This is a genomic window from Mumia zhuanghuii (assembly GCF_042681565.1).
GTDB lineage: Bacteria > Actinomycetota > Actinomycetes > Propionibacteriales > Nocardioidaceae > Mumia.
This window is the reverse complement of sequence record NZ_JBHUFT010000008.1, coordinates 1321588-1335174: the sequence shown is the minus strand read 5'-3', so window position 1 is coordinate 1335174 and position 13587 is coordinate 1321588. Positions and strand designations below refer to the sequence as shown.

General features: G+C 70.5%; 21 protein-coding genes and 1 tRNA gene. 7 read left to right on the top strand and 15 right to left on the bottom strand.

Annotated elements, in window-relative coordinates; genetic code table 11:
• Positions 1–86: 86 nt before the first annotated feature.
• Positions 87–935 (top strand): CatB-related O-acetyltransferase, encoded by an 849-nt coding sequence (locus tag ACFSDF_RS14880; protein ID WP_279587863.1) that lies wholly within the window; start codon positions 87–89, stop codon positions 933–935.
• A gap of 27 nt (positions 936–962) precedes the next feature.
• Positions 963–1247 carry a hypothetical protein gene (locus ACFSDF_RS14875; RefSeq protein WP_167004569.1) on the top strand — a complete coding sequence of 95 codons (285 nt, stop codon included), beginning with the start codon at positions 963–965 and terminating at the stop codon, positions 1245–1247.
• Between the two features lie 17 nt (positions 1248–1264).
• Here the strand turns inward: ACFSDF_RS14875 and ACFSDF_RS14870 are convergent, their stop codons facing one another.
• Entirely contained in the window at positions 1265–1483 is a 219-nt protein-coding gene (locus ACFSDF_RS14870) for a hypothetical protein (protein WP_167004572.1), read from the bottom strand.
• 70 nt (positions 1484–1553) lie between these two features.
• Here ACFSDF_RS14870 and ACFSDF_RS14865 point away from each other — a divergent pair, with 70 nt between their 5' ends.
• A complete protein-coding gene (locus ACFSDF_RS14865; protein WP_377158033.1) occupies positions 1554–2522 on the top strand; it encodes an L-lactate dehydrogenase in 969 nt (322 codons plus the stop codon).
• A 4-nt stretch (positions 2523–2526) separates the two neighbouring features.
• Here the strand turns inward: ACFSDF_RS14865 and ACFSDF_RS14860 are convergent, their stop codons facing one another.
• The 3 genes from ACFSDF_RS14860 to ACFSDF_RS14850 are packed head-to-tail and all read right to left on the bottom strand — an operon-like array spanning position 2527 to position 4300.
• The gene (locus tag ACFSDF_RS14860) at positions 2527–3666 is read right to left on the bottom strand and encodes an FUSC family protein (protein WP_377158031.1); all 1140 of its coding nucleotides are present in this window, start codon (positions 3664–3666) and stop codon (positions 2527–2529) included.
• A gap of 28 nt (positions 3667–3694) precedes the next feature.
• Entirely contained in the window at positions 3695–4015 is a 321-nt protein-coding gene (locus ACFSDF_RS14855; protein ID WP_167004582.1) for a GroES family chaperonin, read from the bottom strand.
• Positions 4016–4300, bottom strand: coding sequence for a DUF3618 domain-containing protein (locus tag ACFSDF_RS14850; protein WP_167004585.1), 285 nt, complete (start codon positions 4298–4300; stop codon positions 4016–4018).
• A 99-nt stretch (positions 4301–4399) separates the two neighbouring features.
• Here ACFSDF_RS14850 and bcp point away from each other — a divergent pair, with 99 nt between their 5' ends.
• The gene (gene bcp / locus ACFSDF_RS14845; RefSeq protein ID WP_377158029.1) at positions 4400–4870 is read left to right on the top strand and encodes a thioredoxin-dependent thiol peroxidase; all 471 of its coding nucleotides are present in this window, start codon (positions 4400–4402) and stop codon (positions 4868–4870) included.
• 19 nt (positions 4871–4889) lie between these two features.
• Positions 4890–4971 (top strand) — tRNA-Leu (locus ACFSDF_RS14840).
• A gap of 338 nt (positions 4972–5309) precedes the next feature.
• Here the strand turns inward: ACFSDF_RS14840 and ACFSDF_RS14835 are convergent.
• On the bottom strand, positions 5310–5741 hold the full coding sequence (locus tag ACFSDF_RS14835; protein WP_377158027.1) for a VOC family protein: 432 nt from the start codon (positions 5739–5741) through the stop codon (positions 5310–5312).
• A 4-nt stretch (positions 5742–5745) separates the two neighbouring features.
• Positions 5746–6609 (bottom strand): helix-turn-helix domain-containing protein, encoded by an 864-nt coding sequence (locus ACFSDF_RS14830; protein WP_377158025.1) that lies wholly within the window; start codon positions 6607–6609, stop codon positions 5746–5748.
• A 54-nt stretch (positions 6610–6663) separates the two neighbouring features.
• Here ACFSDF_RS14830 and ACFSDF_RS14825 point away from each other — a divergent pair, with 54 nt between their 5' ends.
• Positions 6664–7128 (top strand): tRNA (cytidine(34)-2'-O)-methyltransferase, encoded by a 465-nt coding sequence (locus ACFSDF_RS14825; protein ID WP_377158023.1) that lies wholly within the window; start codon positions 6664–6666, stop codon positions 7126–7128.
• Positions 7129–7184: 56 nt separating this feature from the next.
• Here the strand turns inward: ACFSDF_RS14825 and ACFSDF_RS14820 are convergent, their stop codons facing one another.
• Genes ACFSDF_RS14820 through murI form a run of 5 tightly spaced genes read right to left on the bottom strand, consistent with a single transcriptional unit; the run spans position 7185 to position 10544 of the window.
• The gene (locus ACFSDF_RS14820) at positions 7185–7577 is read right to left on the bottom strand and encodes a hypothetical protein (protein WP_167004600.1); all 393 of its coding nucleotides are present in this window, start codon (positions 7575–7577) and stop codon (positions 7185–7187) included.
• A 7-nt stretch (positions 7578–7584) separates the two neighbouring features.
• Positions 7585–8199 (bottom strand): RdgB/HAM1 family non-canonical purine NTP pyrophosphatase, encoded by a 615-nt coding sequence (gene rdgB / locus ACFSDF_RS14815; protein WP_167004603.1) that lies wholly within the window; start codon positions 8197–8199, stop codon positions 7585–7587.
• Positions 8196–8927, bottom strand: coding sequence for a ribonuclease PH (rph, locus tag ACFSDF_RS14810; protein ID WP_167004606.1), 732 nt, complete (start codon positions 8925–8927; stop codon positions 8196–8198). Before rph ends, rdgB begins: the two co-directional genes overlap by 4 nt.
• A 37-nt stretch (positions 8928–8964) precedes the next feature.
• Entirely contained in the window at positions 8965–9726 is a 762-nt protein-coding gene (locus tag ACFSDF_RS14805; protein WP_377158021.1) for an MBL fold metallo-hydrolase, read from the bottom strand.
• Positions 9723–10544: a glutamate racemase gene (gene murI, locus ACFSDF_RS14800; RefSeq protein ID WP_377158019.1), complete on the bottom strand. Its 822-nt coding sequence runs from the start codon at positions 10542–10544 to the stop codon at positions 9723–9725. The genes ACFSDF_RS14805 and murI overlap by 4 nt, the downstream gene beginning before the upstream one ends.
• Positions 10545–10686: 142 nt before the next feature.
• Between murI and ACFSDF_RS14795 the strand changes: the two genes are divergently transcribed.
• Entirely contained in the window at positions 10687–11190 is a 504-nt protein-coding gene (locus ACFSDF_RS14795; protein ID WP_167004616.1) for a DinB family protein, read from the top strand.
• Positions 11191–11303: 113 nt separating this feature from the next.
• Here ACFSDF_RS14795 and ACFSDF_RS14790 read toward each other — a convergent pair whose 3' ends face one another.
• The 4 genes from ACFSDF_RS14790 to ACFSDF_RS14775 form a co-directional block, all read right to left on the bottom strand.
• Positions 11304–12251 carry a PLP-dependent cysteine synthase family protein gene (locus tag ACFSDF_RS14790; protein WP_167004618.1) on the bottom strand — a complete coding sequence of 316 codons (948 nt, stop codon included), beginning with the start codon at positions 12249–12251 and terminating at the stop codon, positions 11304–11306.
• A gap of 27 nt (positions 12252–12278) precedes the next feature.
• The gene (locus ACFSDF_RS14785) at positions 12279–12557 is read right to left on the bottom strand and encodes a MoaD/ThiS family protein (RefSeq protein ID WP_167004621.1); all 279 of its coding nucleotides are present in this window, start codon (positions 12555–12557) and stop codon (positions 12279–12281) included.
• Positions 12557–13018, bottom strand: coding sequence for a M67 family metallopeptidase (locus ACFSDF_RS14780; protein ID WP_167004624.1), 462 nt, complete (start codon positions 13016–13018; stop codon positions 12557–12559). Before ACFSDF_RS14780 ends, ACFSDF_RS14785 begins: the two co-directional genes overlap by 1 nt.
• A gap of 80 nt (positions 13019–13098) precedes the next feature.
• Positions 13099–13569 carry a 2'-5' RNA ligase family protein gene (locus ACFSDF_RS14775; RefSeq protein WP_167004627.1) on the bottom strand — a complete coding sequence of 157 codons (471 nt, stop codon included), beginning with the start codon at positions 13567–13569 and terminating at the stop codon, positions 13099–13101.
• Between the last annotated feature and the right edge of the window lie 18 nt (positions 13570–13587).

Genomic DNA, 13587 nt, shown 5'->3' with positions numbered 1-13587 from the left:
GATAGTCACCGCGATGAGCAGAAGCCGACCAGATCCGACCGCGGACCGAGTCCGGGCATCGACCGGCCCAGGGAGGTCCCTAGGCTGTGACGACCGACGTCACCCGCCCCCAGGGAGTCCCCTTGCGCTCGCCGCTCCGTCGCCGACCCGACGCACCTGTGCCCGCTGCCGCCGCCCCGCCGCCTGCCCTGCCAGCACCGGACCCGGAGCCAGCACCAGAGCCGGAGCCAGCGCCGGGCACCGAGCCGCCAGCCCCCGAGGTCGTCGGCATCGACGGCCTCCAGCGGCTGCCCGCTGTCTCGGTCGGCAACCTGACGTGCGAGCCACCTGTCCAGATCGCCGGCCGCATCCGTGTCACCAGCCCGGTGACTGTCGGGGCCTACACCTATCTCACGTCCGGCCTCATCAAGACGTCCGGCTCCATCGGACGCTACTGCTCGATCGGCCCCGACGTGGCGATCGGCCACCCCGAGCACCCCATCGAGTGGCTCAGCACGTCGCCGTTCCAGTACAACCCGCGGCGGTTCGGCTGGCACCCCACCGCCGAGGAGTTCCCGTCGGCGTCGACGATCGCGGGCGCCGACACGTCCTGGCGCGGAGGCTCGTTCACGATCGGCAACGACGTCTGGATCGGGGTCAACGTGACGATCCTGCGCGACGTCACGATCGGCGACGGCGCCATCATCGCGGCCGGCGCGGTCGTCACGAAGGACGTCGCTCCGTACACGATTGTCGGCGGTGTCCCCGCCCGGCCGATCCGTCAGCGCTTCGACGACGCCACCGTCGCCCGCCTGCTGGCCTCGCGGTGGTGGGAGCTCAGCCCCAACCAGATGCGCGACGTCCCCGTCACCGACGTGCACGCCGCGTTGGAAGCGATCGAGGCCCTGCGGGCCGGCGGCGTGTCCGCGTACGAGTCCGAGCAGGTTCCTGTCTGACCCGAGCGGTCCGTAGGATCGGGGGCTGTGACCCCCGAGACGACACGCCGCCCCGCCGTGCCCCGGCGGACCTGGCTCGGCGTGCTCTTCGCCGTCGTGGCGATCGCCTCGCTCGTCGCGTGCGTGCCTGCGTTCGCCGCGAGCGACTGGTTCGCGGCGGGCCGACGGGCGATGTTCGGTGGCTTCTTCGTCCTGTACGCGGTGGGCCACTTCCGATGGCCGCACACGCGCTGGCCGAAGCACGGAGAGCGGGCGGCGGCCACGCTCGTGCTCGGCTACCTCGGGTGCGTCGGCCTGTCGATGATCGACTGACACCTGCGGCCGACGCGCTAGGTGCCCGGTTTGGTCTGGCCCGCGTACTCGGCCGGCAGCGCATCGCCCTGCTCGGTGGGGATCGCCTCGGACTCCGGATCCACGAGGTACCACGCCTCGGGTCCCGCACCAGCGCCGCCGAGGATCAGCACGAAGCCGTCCGCGTCGGGCTCCACGTCGTCCCACACCTGGTTGGCGTACTCCAACGGACCGCCGAACGTCACCACCATCGCCATGCGACGACGGTAGTACCGCGAGGCCCGTTGCGCTCTGCAGAGCGGCAGGGCCGATGACAGACTCGTGAGCATGGCGGAGCCGGGGCGAGGCACCAAGATCGCGGTCTGCGGCGCGGGCTCGGTCGGGAGCACCGTCGCGTACGCCGCGCTTCTGCGGGGGCTCGCCGACGAGATCGTCCTGTACGACATCGCGACCGCGCTCGTCCAGGCACAGGCCGGTGACCTCAACGACGGGGCGGCGTTCGCCCCGCCGGCGACGATCGTCGGCAGCGACGACCCGGCGGCATGCGCGGGCGCCGACGTCGTCGTCATGACCGCCGGCGCGCGGCAGAAGCCGGGCCAGACCCGCCTCGACCTCGCGGAGGTCAACATCGGCATCACCCGCAGCGTGCTCGGCGCCGTACGCCAGCATGCGCCGGACGCGATCTACCTCATCGTGACGAACCCGTGCGACGTCCTGGCGTACGCGGCGGTCGGCTTCCTCGACCTCCCACCCGGACGCGTCTTCGGCTCGGGGACGGTCCTCGACACGGCACGCCTGCGCTACCTGCTCTCACGCCGGCTGCACGTCTCGACGCGCAGCGTGCACGCGCTGGTCGCCGGCGAGCACGGAGACACCGAGATCGTCCTCTGGTCGTCGGCGAACGTCGGTGGCGTGCCTCTGGCCTCGTACGACGTGGAAGGCCGCGCGATCCCGGTCTCGGAGTACGGCGAGATCCGCGACGCCGTCGCCAACTCGGCGTACACCGTGATCGAGGGGAAGGGCGCAACCAACTATGCGATCGGTCTGGCGATGGCCGACATCATGTCGGCGGTGCTGCGCGACGAGCACCGGTTCCTGCCGGTGTCCACGCTGTTCACCGGCCAGTACGGCATCAGCGACGTCTGCCTGTCCGCCCCCTGCGTGGTCGGCACGAACGGCGCCGCGGGGCCGGCCGTCCTCCCGCTCGACGACACCGATCTCGAGGGTCTGCGCGCTTCTGCCGAGGCGTTGCGCCACCAGAACCGCAAGCTCGGCCTCCCGTCGCCCGCCAACTAGCCCCCTACAACTCGCGCACCTCGAGCGCCCGGTCGACCTGCGCCTGCGTCATGCCCGTCGCATAGAGCAAGTCCGACGCGAGCGCACGCACCTGAGCGACCACGGCGGCGTCGTTGATCGTGGCGGCAGCCGGAAGCGCCACCGTGGCCATCCGCGCCGCCTCGACGAGCTTGCTGCGTGCCTCGTCGTACGCGTCGGCCGCCGCGATGTCGTCGGCGAAGATGCCGACCGCTTCCTGGAGGAGACTCACCGCCTCCGGCATCCCGGGGAACGACCGCTCTCCCTTGCGCAGCATCGTATGGACGCGGCGTGCGAGCACACGGGCGTCGCGGACCGCGTTGTCGACGTCACGGATCGCGACGACGTAGCGCTCGACATGGCTGCGCTGGCGCCAGCGCAGCGGTGAGTAACGGGCGATCTCGTCCGCCCCGGAGACCGTCGTCGCGAGGCGCTCGATCGCCGGCTGGAGCCCGCGGACCTGCTGCAGCGCCGTCCACGCGGGCCCAGCGTCCTCGAGGCGCAGCGCAAGCTCGATGCCGCGCAGCGCCTGGTCGAGCGTACGGAGCACCGCCTGCATCTCGCGGTTGGCGCGGCGCGCGGGGTTGCCCGGGATGAGCAGCGCCATCGCGAGTCCGACGAGGCCGCCGACCACGGCGTCGATGAAGCGGATGACCGCCGGGTTGCCCGCCGTTACCGGCAAGATCGCGGCCAGCAGGCTCGCCGACGTCGCCGCCTGGGTGCGCGCCAACCCGCGCAGCCCGAGGAACGTGGCCGAGACCGAGGCGAGGGCGACGATCACGCCGATCTGCCACCAGCCTCTGCCGATCAGCGTGATCAGCGTCTCGCCGACGAGCACGCCGACCGAGACGCCGACGAACAGCTCGAGCATGATCTGCCGACGACCACCCACCCCCGCATAGACGACGAGGATCGCCGCGACCGGCGCGAAGAACGGTTGCTGGTGGCCGATGATGTCGTGCGCGATCACCCACGCCAGCGCGGCACCCACCGACACCTGGACGATCGCCGTCAGCTGCGTGCGTACCCATTGCAGACGTGCACGCAGCGCCACTGGCATCCGTGCACCGCTGCGGACGTCCCCGCCGTCGCCGATGCGGGCGAGGAAACCCTGCTCGCGCGCCATCGGCCCTCCCCCCGTACTGGTCCGTGCCCTACAGGTAGAGACCGGTCTGGTCGTCGTCGATCCGTTTTGCTGCCACCGCGTGCAGATCGCGCTCGCGGAGAAGGATGAAGTCCTTGCCGCGCACCTCGACCTCGGCCCGGTCGTCCGGGTCGAACAGGACGCTGTCGCCGACCTGGACCGTACGGACGTTGCTGCCGACCGCCTCGACCCTCGCCCACGCCAGACGCCGGCCGAGCGCGGCAGTCGCCGGGATGACGATGCCGCCGGACGAGCGCCGGTCGCCGGACTCGGGGTCGATCGACACCAAGAGCCGGTCGTGGAGCATCCGGATGGGGAGCCCGTCGGCCATTCAGTTGCTCACGATCTTGCGGATCACGATGATGAGCCCGAGGACACCGACGACGGCGCCGGCGACGGGCAGGATGTTCTCGAGGCGAGGCTCACCCGACGGCGTCACGAAGCGCGCCTTGACGTCGGCAATGCGGCGACGGGCCACGTTCTTGGGGTTGGCGAGGTCGACGAGCTGGTCGACGTTGGACGCGAGCCGGTTCCTGACCTCGTCGATCTGGGAGACGAGCTGGTCAGGCGTCCCGGTGATCGTCGTCGGGGCCTCTGGCCTGGTGTCGTTCGCCACGTCGTCTCCTCGCTGCGTCTTCGCGGTCGCGGCGCCGCCCGACCCGAGGGGCTGCGGTCACCTGTCGAGTCCACGTTACCGATAGGCAAGGATAGGGCCATGACCACACGACTGCAGCCAGGTGATCAGGCCCCGGACTTCACGCTTGTGGACGACCACGGCAAAGAGGTCACGCTCTCCGACCTCCGGGGCGGCAAGGTCATCGTCTACTTCTATCCCGCGGCCATGACCCCGGGCTGCACGCGCGAGGCCTGCGACTTCACCGCCGAGCGCGAGACGTTCGACTCGTCGGGCTACACGGTCCTGGGCATCTCGCCCGACAACACCGAGAAGCTCGCGACGTTCCGTGAGAAGGAGGGGCTGGAGATCACGCTGCTCTCCGACCCCGACAAGGAGGTGCTCCGCGCCTGGGGCGCCTACGGCGACAAGAAGCTCTACGGCAAGGTCATCGAGGGTGTCATCCGCTCGACGTTCGTCGTCGACGAGGAGGGCAAGATCGAGGTCGCGCAATACAACATCAAGGCGACGGGTCACGTCGAGCGGCTCATCCGTCAGCTCGACATCGCCTGAGCCCTAGAATGTCCGACGGGCCGGTGTGGTGGAACTGGTAGACACGCAGGATTTAGGTTCCTGTGTCGAGAGACGTGCAGGTTCGAGTCCTGTCACCGGCACCCGTCGTTCCTACCTACCCTCGCGCATCGCCGCGAAGGATGCCCGAAGCTCCCCTACGAAGATGTCCGGCTGCTCGAACGCCGCGAAGTGGCCGCCCCTCTCCGGCGTGCCCCAGTAGCGGATGTCGCTGAGGCGTCGCTCGGCCCCGGAACCATCCGTCGACGGTCTCGTAGCTCTCCCAGTACAGCCGCGTCGACGAGGCAGCGGTCCGACTGGCGCTAGCGGCGGGGCAGCCACAGGGTCGACGGGGCTCCTGGCAGGACAGATGATCCCCGGAACGCGGTCCCTCAGAGTCATCTCGTGGCACCGATAGACCGCGTTGACGTCTGCCAGATCGTCAGTGCGGCTCGCCGCGGTAGGTCCCGAACGACCAGGAGTTGCCCTCGGGATCGGCCGCGATGAAGTCCCGGCTTCCGTAGTCAGTCGTCGTCAGCTCCATGACGATCGTGGCGCCGGCCGCCTTCGCCCGCTCGTAGAGCGCGTCCGGGTCGGAGCACACGACGTACGCACCGAAGGTGCCGGCCTTCTGCTGCCAGTGGCCCTCGGTCTTCTCCGAGCCCATCATGATCCCGCCGCCCTCGGGCCAGGCCAGCTCGGCGTGCTGGACGCGGTCGCCGTCGGCGATCACGACCACCCGGCGGAAGCCGAACGCCCGCTCCAGGAAGTCGATCATGCCGAGCGCATCGCGGGCCGCGAGGGCGGGCCACACGGTCGGTGCCGGCGTCGTGGTCTTGGTGGTCTGGTCCGTGGTCTGCTGTTCAGTGCTCATGGCCTCACCCTGTCGCGGCACCGTGCCCTCCGGCTTGGATGTTTCGGCGCTCTTCGGCCAGCCAGCCCGTCGGCGACGTCCCCGCCATCGCCTGGAACTCGTGGACGAGGTGCGCATGGTCGGCGTATCCCGCACGCGCCGCGACGTCGCTGAGCGTCTCCTCCCCCGGCTGGGCGACCTGGTCCCGCACCATGGCGACCGCGCGGTCGAAGCGCACCAGCCGTCCGAGCACTTTCGGACCGAAGCCGAGCTCCTCCACGAAGACCGCCCGCAACCGCCGCGGGCTCAGCGCGACGTGCGCGGCGAGGTCGTCGATCCGTCCGTTGCCTCCGTGGGCCACGATCCAGCGCCACCCCTCGACCACCTCGGGCCGCGGCCGGGACGCCGCCGCGCCGCTGGCCGTACGGGCACGTACGGCCAGGAAGTCACGGACCATTCCGAACCGGGTCGACCAGTCGTCCACGTCCCCGACCCGCCGGCGCAGCGCCGGTGCCGACGGGCCGAGGACATCGCCGAGGTCGAGCGCGAGACCGGGGAGGCGACTCGCGGGCGCGCCGAACAGCCAACGCGCCGCAAACGGGTGCACCGCGAGCTGCACGCCCTCCTGGGTGTCCGGCTGGGCGATGTACGCCGGCCGCGTCGAGAGCGGACCGAGCATGTCGTACGCGGCGACCGGCGCCTCGTCGCCCTCTCGCTCGCCCACAACCACCGGGGTGTCGAGGGCGACGACGAGCGTGAGGTACGGAGACGGCAGCCCACGGTGCAGGCGCTGCGTGACCCCGCTCTGCCGGTATCCGACCATCGAGGTGACCGCCCCCGCGAACGGGCCGCGCGGGTCCGCGCGGACGAAGTCCATGGAGGTGGTCACGCTTTGAGTATCCGCCCGATCGGTGCCCCAGGGCAGCCGCGATAGCCTCGGACGATGTTCCGAATCCTCTACTACGAGCCGCGGATCCCGCCCAACACGGGCAATGCGATCCGCTTGGCGGCCGCGACCGGCGCCCAGCTGCATCTTGTGGAGCCTCTGGGGTTCGACCTGTCCGACGCCAAGCTCAAGCGGGCCGGACTGGACTACCACGACCTGGCGGACGTCTCGGTCCACGCCGACCTCGAGGCCGCGTTCAAGGCGCTCGACCCGGTCCGCGTGTTCGCGTTCACGACCAGCGCCACGACCTCGTACGCGGACATCGCGTACGAGCCCGGCGACGTGTTCCTCTTCGGGCCGGAGCCGACGGGGCTGCCCGAGCACGTCCTCGCCGACCGGCGCGTGACCGATCGGCTGCGGATCCCGATGCAGCCGGCACGTCGCTCGCTCAACCTCGCCAACTCGACGGCGATCGTCGTGTACGAGGCGTGGCGCCAGCAGGCCTACGCCGGAGGCGTGTAGCTCGTCAAGCACAGCGCCGGAGGCGTGTAGCTCGTCAAGCACAGCGCCGAAGGCGTCTAGGACGCCACGGCGGCGGGACGGCGACGCGGCCGTACGACCCGGCGTACGAGCGCGATCACGACCAGCGCCGCCGCGAAGATCCACCACGCACCCGCCTGCTCGAGACCGGGGCTCGACTCACCGACGATCCATGCGTACGCGGCCACCATGAACGCTCCCCCGAGCGTCACCAGCATCGCCGGAACGAACATCGTCACGAGCGCGGCGCCGAGGATGACGAGGCCGACCTGACGGATGTCGTCCTGGTTCGTGTACCACCAGAGCGCGTCCGCACTCATCCCCTCGGGGTCGGGCATCCCGGTGGAGCTCAGCGCACGCCACGTCGCGACGAACGCCACTGCCCACGCGATGAGGGCGGCGATGCGCAGGAGCGGCAGCAGCGTACGCACAGCGGCCTCAGGCCAGCAGCGCGACGAGGTGCGGGACCATCGCGCGCAGTGCGTTGCCCCGGTGGCTGATCGCGTCCTTGTCCGCGGGGGTCAGCTCGGCGGTCGACACGTCGTAGCCGTCGGCCGCGAACAGCGGGTCGTACCCGAAGCCCCCGTCACCGGTCGCCTCGCGCTGGATCCGGCCGCGCATGATGCCGATCTCGACGACCTCCGCCCCGCTCGGCATCGTGAGCGCCATCGCGCACCGGAACTCCGCGCCGCGGCGCTCGTCCGGCACGTCGGCCAGCTGGTCGAGCAGCAGCGCGTTGTTGCGCGCATCAGACTTGGGTCGACCGCCCCAGCGAGCCGAGAGCACGCCCGGCATGCCGTTGAGGGCGTCCACGCACAGACCGGAGTCGTCGGCCAGCGACGGCAGGCCGGTCGCCTTCGCCGCGGCACGCGCCTTGAGCAGCGCGTTGCCCTCGAAGGTCGGCTGGTCCTCTACCGGCTCGGCGAAGTCACCGATGTCGCCCAGCCCCAGCACCTCGATGCCCGGGAGCTCGGGCTCCAGGATGCGGCGCAGCTCGGCGAGCTTGCCCGTGTTGTGGCTCGCCAGGACGACCCGGCGCCCCGCCTCGCTCACGCCGCGCCCCCACCGAGCGCGGCCGCCTGGATCGCCGTGAGATCGGCGCAGCCCTTCTCGGCGAGCGCCAGCAGCGCGTCGAGCTCCACACGGTCGAACGGCGCGCCCTCAGCGGTCCCCTGGACCTCGACGAATGCGCCCGAGCCGGTCATCACGACGTTCATGTCCGTCTCGGCGCGGACGTCCTCGGTGTACGGGAGGTCGAGCATCGGGGTGCCGTCGATGATCCCCACCGACACCGCAGAGACCGACCCGGTGAGCGGCTCCGCCACCAGCGAGCCGCGCCCCCGCAGGTAGGAGACGGCGTCCGCCAGGGCGACGTACGCGCCGGTGATCGCTGCCGTGCGGGTGCCGCCGTCGGCCTGGAGGACGTCGCAGTCGATGACGATCGTGTTCTCGCCGAGCGCCTTGTAGTCGATCACGGCACGCAGCGAGCGCCCGATCAGGCGCGAGATCTCGTGCGTACGACCGCCGATGCGGCCCTTCACGGACTCGCGGTCGGACCGGGTGTGGGTCGCGCGCGGCAGCATCGCATACTCGGCCGTCACCCAGCCGAGGCCGGAGTCACGACGCCAGCGCGGCACCCCCTCGGTCACGCTCGCGGCGCACAGCACCCGCGTACGTCCGAACTCGACCAGCACCGATCCCTCGGCGTGGTCGAGCCAGTTGCGGGTGATAGTGACCGGACGCAGCTCGTCGACGGCGCGGCCGTCCTCGCGGGAAGTCATGCCCGCGAGCCTAACGCGGTGGCCGTACGGGCCTGCGTCACACCTCGTAGACGTTGCCCGGGACCACGAGCTCGCTCTGCCCGGCGAACGCGGCCTTGGCCTCTGAGGCGACGACGTCGTGGTCGGTCCAGGTCGGCACGTGGGTGAGCAGCAGACGACCGACACCGGCCTCCGTCGCCGCGACGCCGGCGTCCGTCCCCGAGAGATGGAGATGGGGTGGGTTGCCCCCGGCGTCGACGAACGAAGCCTCGCAGAGGAAGACGTCGGCATCACGGGCCGCGTCCGCGAGCGCCGGCGTCGGGCCGGTGTCGCCCGAGTAGACGAGAACCCGCCCTTCGGTCTCGATCCGCAGCGCATACGACTCGACAGGGTGGTCGACCAGTGTCGGCGTCACTGTGAACGGGCCCAGCGTCACCGGCTCGCCGTCGGTCCACGCGAAGACGTCGAGCTCCTCGGTCATGCCGGGATCGCGCGGGAGGTCGTACGCCTCGGCGAACCGCTGCGCACTCCCTTCGGGGCCCCACAGGGGGATGCGTGGGAGCGGGCCACCAGGGACGTACTTGCGGTAGACGTACATCCCGCAGATGTCCATGTAGTGGTCCGGGTGCAGGTGCGAGACCGCGATCGCGTCGAGGTCCTCGATCGCGGCGTACTGCTGCAGGACACCGAGCGCACCATTGCCGAGATCCACGACGAGCCGGTAGGTACGGCCCTCGTACGGCGCCTCGACGAGATAGCAGCTGGCGGCGGAGTCGGGCCCTGGGTAGGAGCCTGCGCACCCGATGATCGTGAGCCTCATGCGCCCACCCACGCGGTGATGCCCATCGAGGAGAACTGGTCGACCTGCTCGATCTCGGGGCCGAGGAAGCGACGGCCGAGCGTACGGAACTGCTCCGGCTGGCCCGTCGTGAGGAAGCGGTGCTCGGGCAGCGTGTCCGTGGTGCGCTCGAGCTCGTGGCGCACCAGCAGCGCGTACACGTCCTTGGCGGTCTCGTCGGCGCTCGACACCAGCGTCACGTCGTCTCCCATCACGTACGAGATCACGCCGGTCAGCAGCGGATAGTGAGTGCAGCCGAGCACGAGCGTGTCCACGCCGGCGGCCTGCAGCGGCGCGAGGTATTCGTGGGCGACCTCCAGCAGCTCGGGCCCGGACGTCACCCCTGCCTCGACGAACTCGACGAAGCGTGGGCACGCCTCGACGGTCAGCTGGACGGTCGGGTTGGCGGCGAACGCATCCTCGTAGGCCATCGAGGCCTTTGTCGCGCGCGTGCAGATCACGCCGACATGGTGGTTGCGGGTGGCCGCGACCGCACGTCGAGTCGCGGGCACGATCACCTCGACGACCGGCACGTCGTAGCGTTCGCGGGCGTCGCGGAGCACGGCGGCACTCGCCGAGTTGCACGCGATGACCAGCGCCTTCACGCCCTGGGTGACGAGGTGGTCGAGGCACTCGAGGGCGTACTCGCGGACGTCACCGATCGGCTGCGGCCCGTACGGCTGCCGGGCTGTGTCGCCGAGATAGAGGACCGCCTCGTTCGGCAGCTGGTCGATCACGGCACGAGCGACGGTGAGACCGCCGAAGCCGGAGTCGAAGATGCCGATGGGCGCGTCGTTCACCCGAGCGAGCCTAGTGGGCGATTCACACGCACGAAACACATTGCGGTCCAGGCCACACGGCGCGTCGCGTCACCCACCGGCTGGTCGAGCAGCCGCGAGGAACGAGCGGCGTGTCCACACCACGCTCCCCTACAGTCCCTCCATGAGACGAGTTCCTTTCACCGGAGACGAGAAGGAGAGCCTGTACGTGGCTCTCGACCGGCACCGCGACGCCATCTTGTGGAAGATCGACGGGTTGTCCGACGACGACCTGCGGCGGCCCATCGTGCCGTCAGGCACGACGCTCCTCGGGATGGTCAAGCACCTGGCGTCCGTCGACTACGCCTGGTTCTGCTCGACGTTCGGCCGCGAGTCGCTCGAGGTCCCGGCCGACGAGGACGACTGGGACGCCGACTGGCGCATCGAGCCGTGGGAGACGACCGAGGGCGTGCTCGCCTACTTCGCGATGGCGCGCAAGGCCGCCGACGAGGTGATCCACGACCTGGACCTCACCGACACCGGCACGGCCTGGTACGGCCCGACGGTCTCGCTGCGATGGGTGTTGATCCACATGGTCGAGGAGTACGCCCGCCACGCCGGCCACGCGGACATCCTCCGCGAGCTGGTCGACGGGGCGACGGGCCCGTTCGAGGGCTACCCGACCTGAGCGATGGTCCCGCCCCTCCCATTTTCCGTTGGCCCCAAGGAAGAGTGCAGGCCCCACCGCGCATGTGCGGTGGGGCAACACTTCTTCGTTGGGGCCAACGGAAAGTGGAGGGCCTACGCCCAGAGCTGGCCCTCGAGGCGCTCCTCGGCCTCGTCGATCGTGCCTTCGTACGCGCCGGTCGAGAGGTACTTCCAGCCACCGTCCGCGACGACGAACGCGATGTCGGCCGATGCCCCCGCCTTGACGGCCTTCGAGGCCTGGGCAAGCGCGGCGTGCAGGATCGCGCCGGTCGAGATGCCGGCGAAGACGCCCTCGGCCTCGAGCAGCTCACGCACGCGCCGGACGGCGTCGCGCGGGCCGACAGAGAAGCGGGCGTCGATGTACTGCGGGTCGTACAGCTCGGGCACGAACCCCTCGTCGAGGTTGCGCAGCCCGTACACGAGCTCGCCGTAGCGAGGCTCGGCGGCGACGATGCGCACCTCGGGCTTGGCCTCGCGGAAGAACCGCCCGACGCCCATCAGCGTGCCGGTCGTGCCGAGCCCCCCGACGAAGTGCGTCACCTCGGGCAGGTCGGCCAGGATCTCGGGCCCCGTGCCGCGGTAGTGCGCGTCGGCGTTGGCGGCGTTGCCGTACTGATAGAGCATCACCCAGTCGGGATGCTCCTCGGCGACGCGCTTCGCGACGCGGACGGCCTCGTTGGAGCCGCCCGCCGCGGGCGACGAGACGATCTCCGCGCCCCACATCCGCAGGATCTGGCGCCGCTCCTCGGACGTGTTCTCCGGCATGACGCACACCATGCGGTAGCCGCGCAGCTTGGCGACCATCGCCAGCGAGATGCCGGTGTTGCCGGACGTCGGCTCGAGGATCGTGCACCCCGGCCGCAGCACGCCCTCAGCCTCGGCGCGCTCGATCATCGCGAGCGCGGCACGGTCCTTGATGGAGCCGGTCGGGTTGCGGTCCTCGAGCTTGGCCCAGATCCGGACCTCAGGGGTCGGCGACAACCTCGGCAGCCCCACGAGCGGGGTGTTGCCGACGGAGTCGATCAGGTTGTCGAAGCGCATGAGGTCAACGTGCGTACGGGGCGCCGGTCAGCGCGAACCGCCCGCGACCGCGGGCAGGATCACGACGACGTCGCCATCGGACAGCGGCGTCTCGAGGCCGCCGGAGAACCGGATGTCCTCGTCGTTGACATAGATGTTGACGAAGCGACGCGGCTGGCCGTCCTCGACCAGCCGGTCCTTGATGCCGGAGTGGTTCGCCTCCAGGTCCTCGATCAGCGCGCTGACCGAGTCACCGGCGGCGGACACCTTCTTCTCGCCGTCGGTGTAGGTGCGGAGAATGGTGGGGACTCGGACCTCGATGGCCATCAGACGTCTGCTTCCTTCGAACGGGTGCTTACGTCGTCGTAACGTTCAACGACCTTGACTTCTTCCTCGGTGACCTCACCGTCGACGATCCGGTACGACCGGAACTCGACGGGGCCGGACTCGTGTGCGCCGTCACGGGTCGACACGAGGACGTAGTGGGCCCCGGGCTCACCGGCGAGGTTGACGTCCGTACGGGATGGGTAGGCCTCGGTCGCGGTGTGCGAGTGGTAGACGACGACGGGCTCCTCGTCGTTGTCGTCCATCTCCTGGTAGAGCCGCAGCAGGTCGGTCGAGTCGAACTCGTAGAACGTGGGCGACATCGCCGCGTTGACCATCGGCGCGAAGCGCGTCGGCAGATCGGATCCGACGGCCCCCGCGACCACGCCGCAGGCCTCGTCGGGATGGTCCCGACGGGCGTGCGCGATGATCGCGTCGTAGGTCGCCTGGTCGATGGTCAGCATGCCTCACAGGGTACGCGGTCCCGAATGGCGGACGCCCGGCATCCACCATGCGGGAAGCCGAGCGTGTGGGACAGTGCACGTCAGGGTGTCGCAGGGCCACCGAGCGGCCAGGTCCGTACGACCCGTCGTCGCCGTGCATCGCCGTCCGGGCGCATCGCGACCAGCGAGACGTCCTCGAGCCGTACGGGCGCGCCGATCTCCACACCGCGCCCGCGCTGCTCGGACACGTGGGGTCGGAACCGGTCGCCGACGTGCCGCATCGCCCGGACGTCGACGCCGACATCGTCGAGCGCGGCGAGCATCGCGCGGTGCAGGGCGTCGATCTCGTCCACGCGGGCCAGCTCGGCGACGCGGACCTCGCGGCGCCGTCCGAACCAGGTGTCGGCGACAGCGCGGGTATCGATCGGCGGGCGGCCGGCGAGCACACCGCTCAGCGCTCCGACGACGTCGTCCTCGGCGGCGTCGAAGGGCGGGACCCACGTGACGTGCAACGGCCAGGCGTCGCGGCCGAACTCCTCCGGCGCAGGTTCAGACTCGACAAACGTGACCACGCACCAGCGCGTACGGTC

Excerpts from the sequence above, each read along its gene's own strand:
- ACFSDF_RS14870 (WP_167004572.1), bottom strand. The coding sequence starts at position 1,483 with ATGGCGATGGTGGTGACGTTCGGCGGTCCGTTGGAGTACGCCAACCAG.
- ACFSDF_RS14865 (WP_377158033.1), top strand. The coding sequence starts at position 1,554 with ATGGCGGAGCCGGGGCGAGGCACCAAGATCGCGGTCTGCGGCGCGGGC.
- ACFSDF_RS14860 (WP_377158031.1), bottom strand. The coding sequence starts at position 3,666 with ATGGCGCGCGAGCAGGGTTTCCTCGCCCGCATCGGCGACGGCGGGGAC.
- ACFSDF_RS14855 (WP_167004582.1), bottom strand. The coding sequence starts at position 4,015 with ATGGCCGACGGGCTCCCCATCCGGATGCTCCACGACCGGCTCTTGGTG.
- bcp (WP_377158029.1), top strand. The coding sequence starts at position 4,400 with ATGACCACACGACTGCAGCCAGGTGATCAGGCCCCGGACTTCACGCTT.
- ACFSDF_RS14835 (WP_377158027.1), bottom strand. The coding sequence starts at position 5,741 with ATGAGCACTGAACAGCAGACCACGGACCAGACCACCAAGACCACGACG.
- ACFSDF_RS14825 (WP_377158023.1), top strand. The coding sequence starts at position 6,664 with ATGTTCCGAATCCTCTACTACGAGCCGCGGATCCCGCCCAACACGGGC.
- rph (WP_167004606.1), bottom strand. The coding sequence starts at position 8,927 with ATGACTTCCCGCGAGGACGGCCGCGCCGTCGACGAGCTGCGTCCGGTC.
- ACFSDF_RS14805 (WP_377158021.1), bottom strand. The coding sequence starts at position 9,726 with ATGAGGCTCACGATCATCGGGTGCGCAGGCTCCTACCCAGGGCCCGAC.
- ACFSDF_RS14795 (WP_167004616.1), top strand. The coding sequence starts at position 10,687 with ATGAGACGAGTTCCTTTCACCGGAGACGAGAAGGAGAGCCTGTACGTG.
- ACFSDF_RS14790 (WP_167004618.1), bottom strand. The coding sequence starts at position 12,251 with ATGCGCTTCGACAACCTGATCGACTCCGTCGGCAACACCCCGCTCGTG.
- ACFSDF_RS14785 (WP_167004621.1), bottom strand. The coding sequence starts at position 12,557 with ATGGCCATCGAGGTCCGAGTCCCCACCATTCTCCGCACCTACACCGAC.
- ACFSDF_RS14780 (WP_167004624.1), bottom strand. The coding sequence starts at position 13,018 with ATGCTGACCATCGACCAGGCGACCTACGACGCGATCATCGCGCACGCC.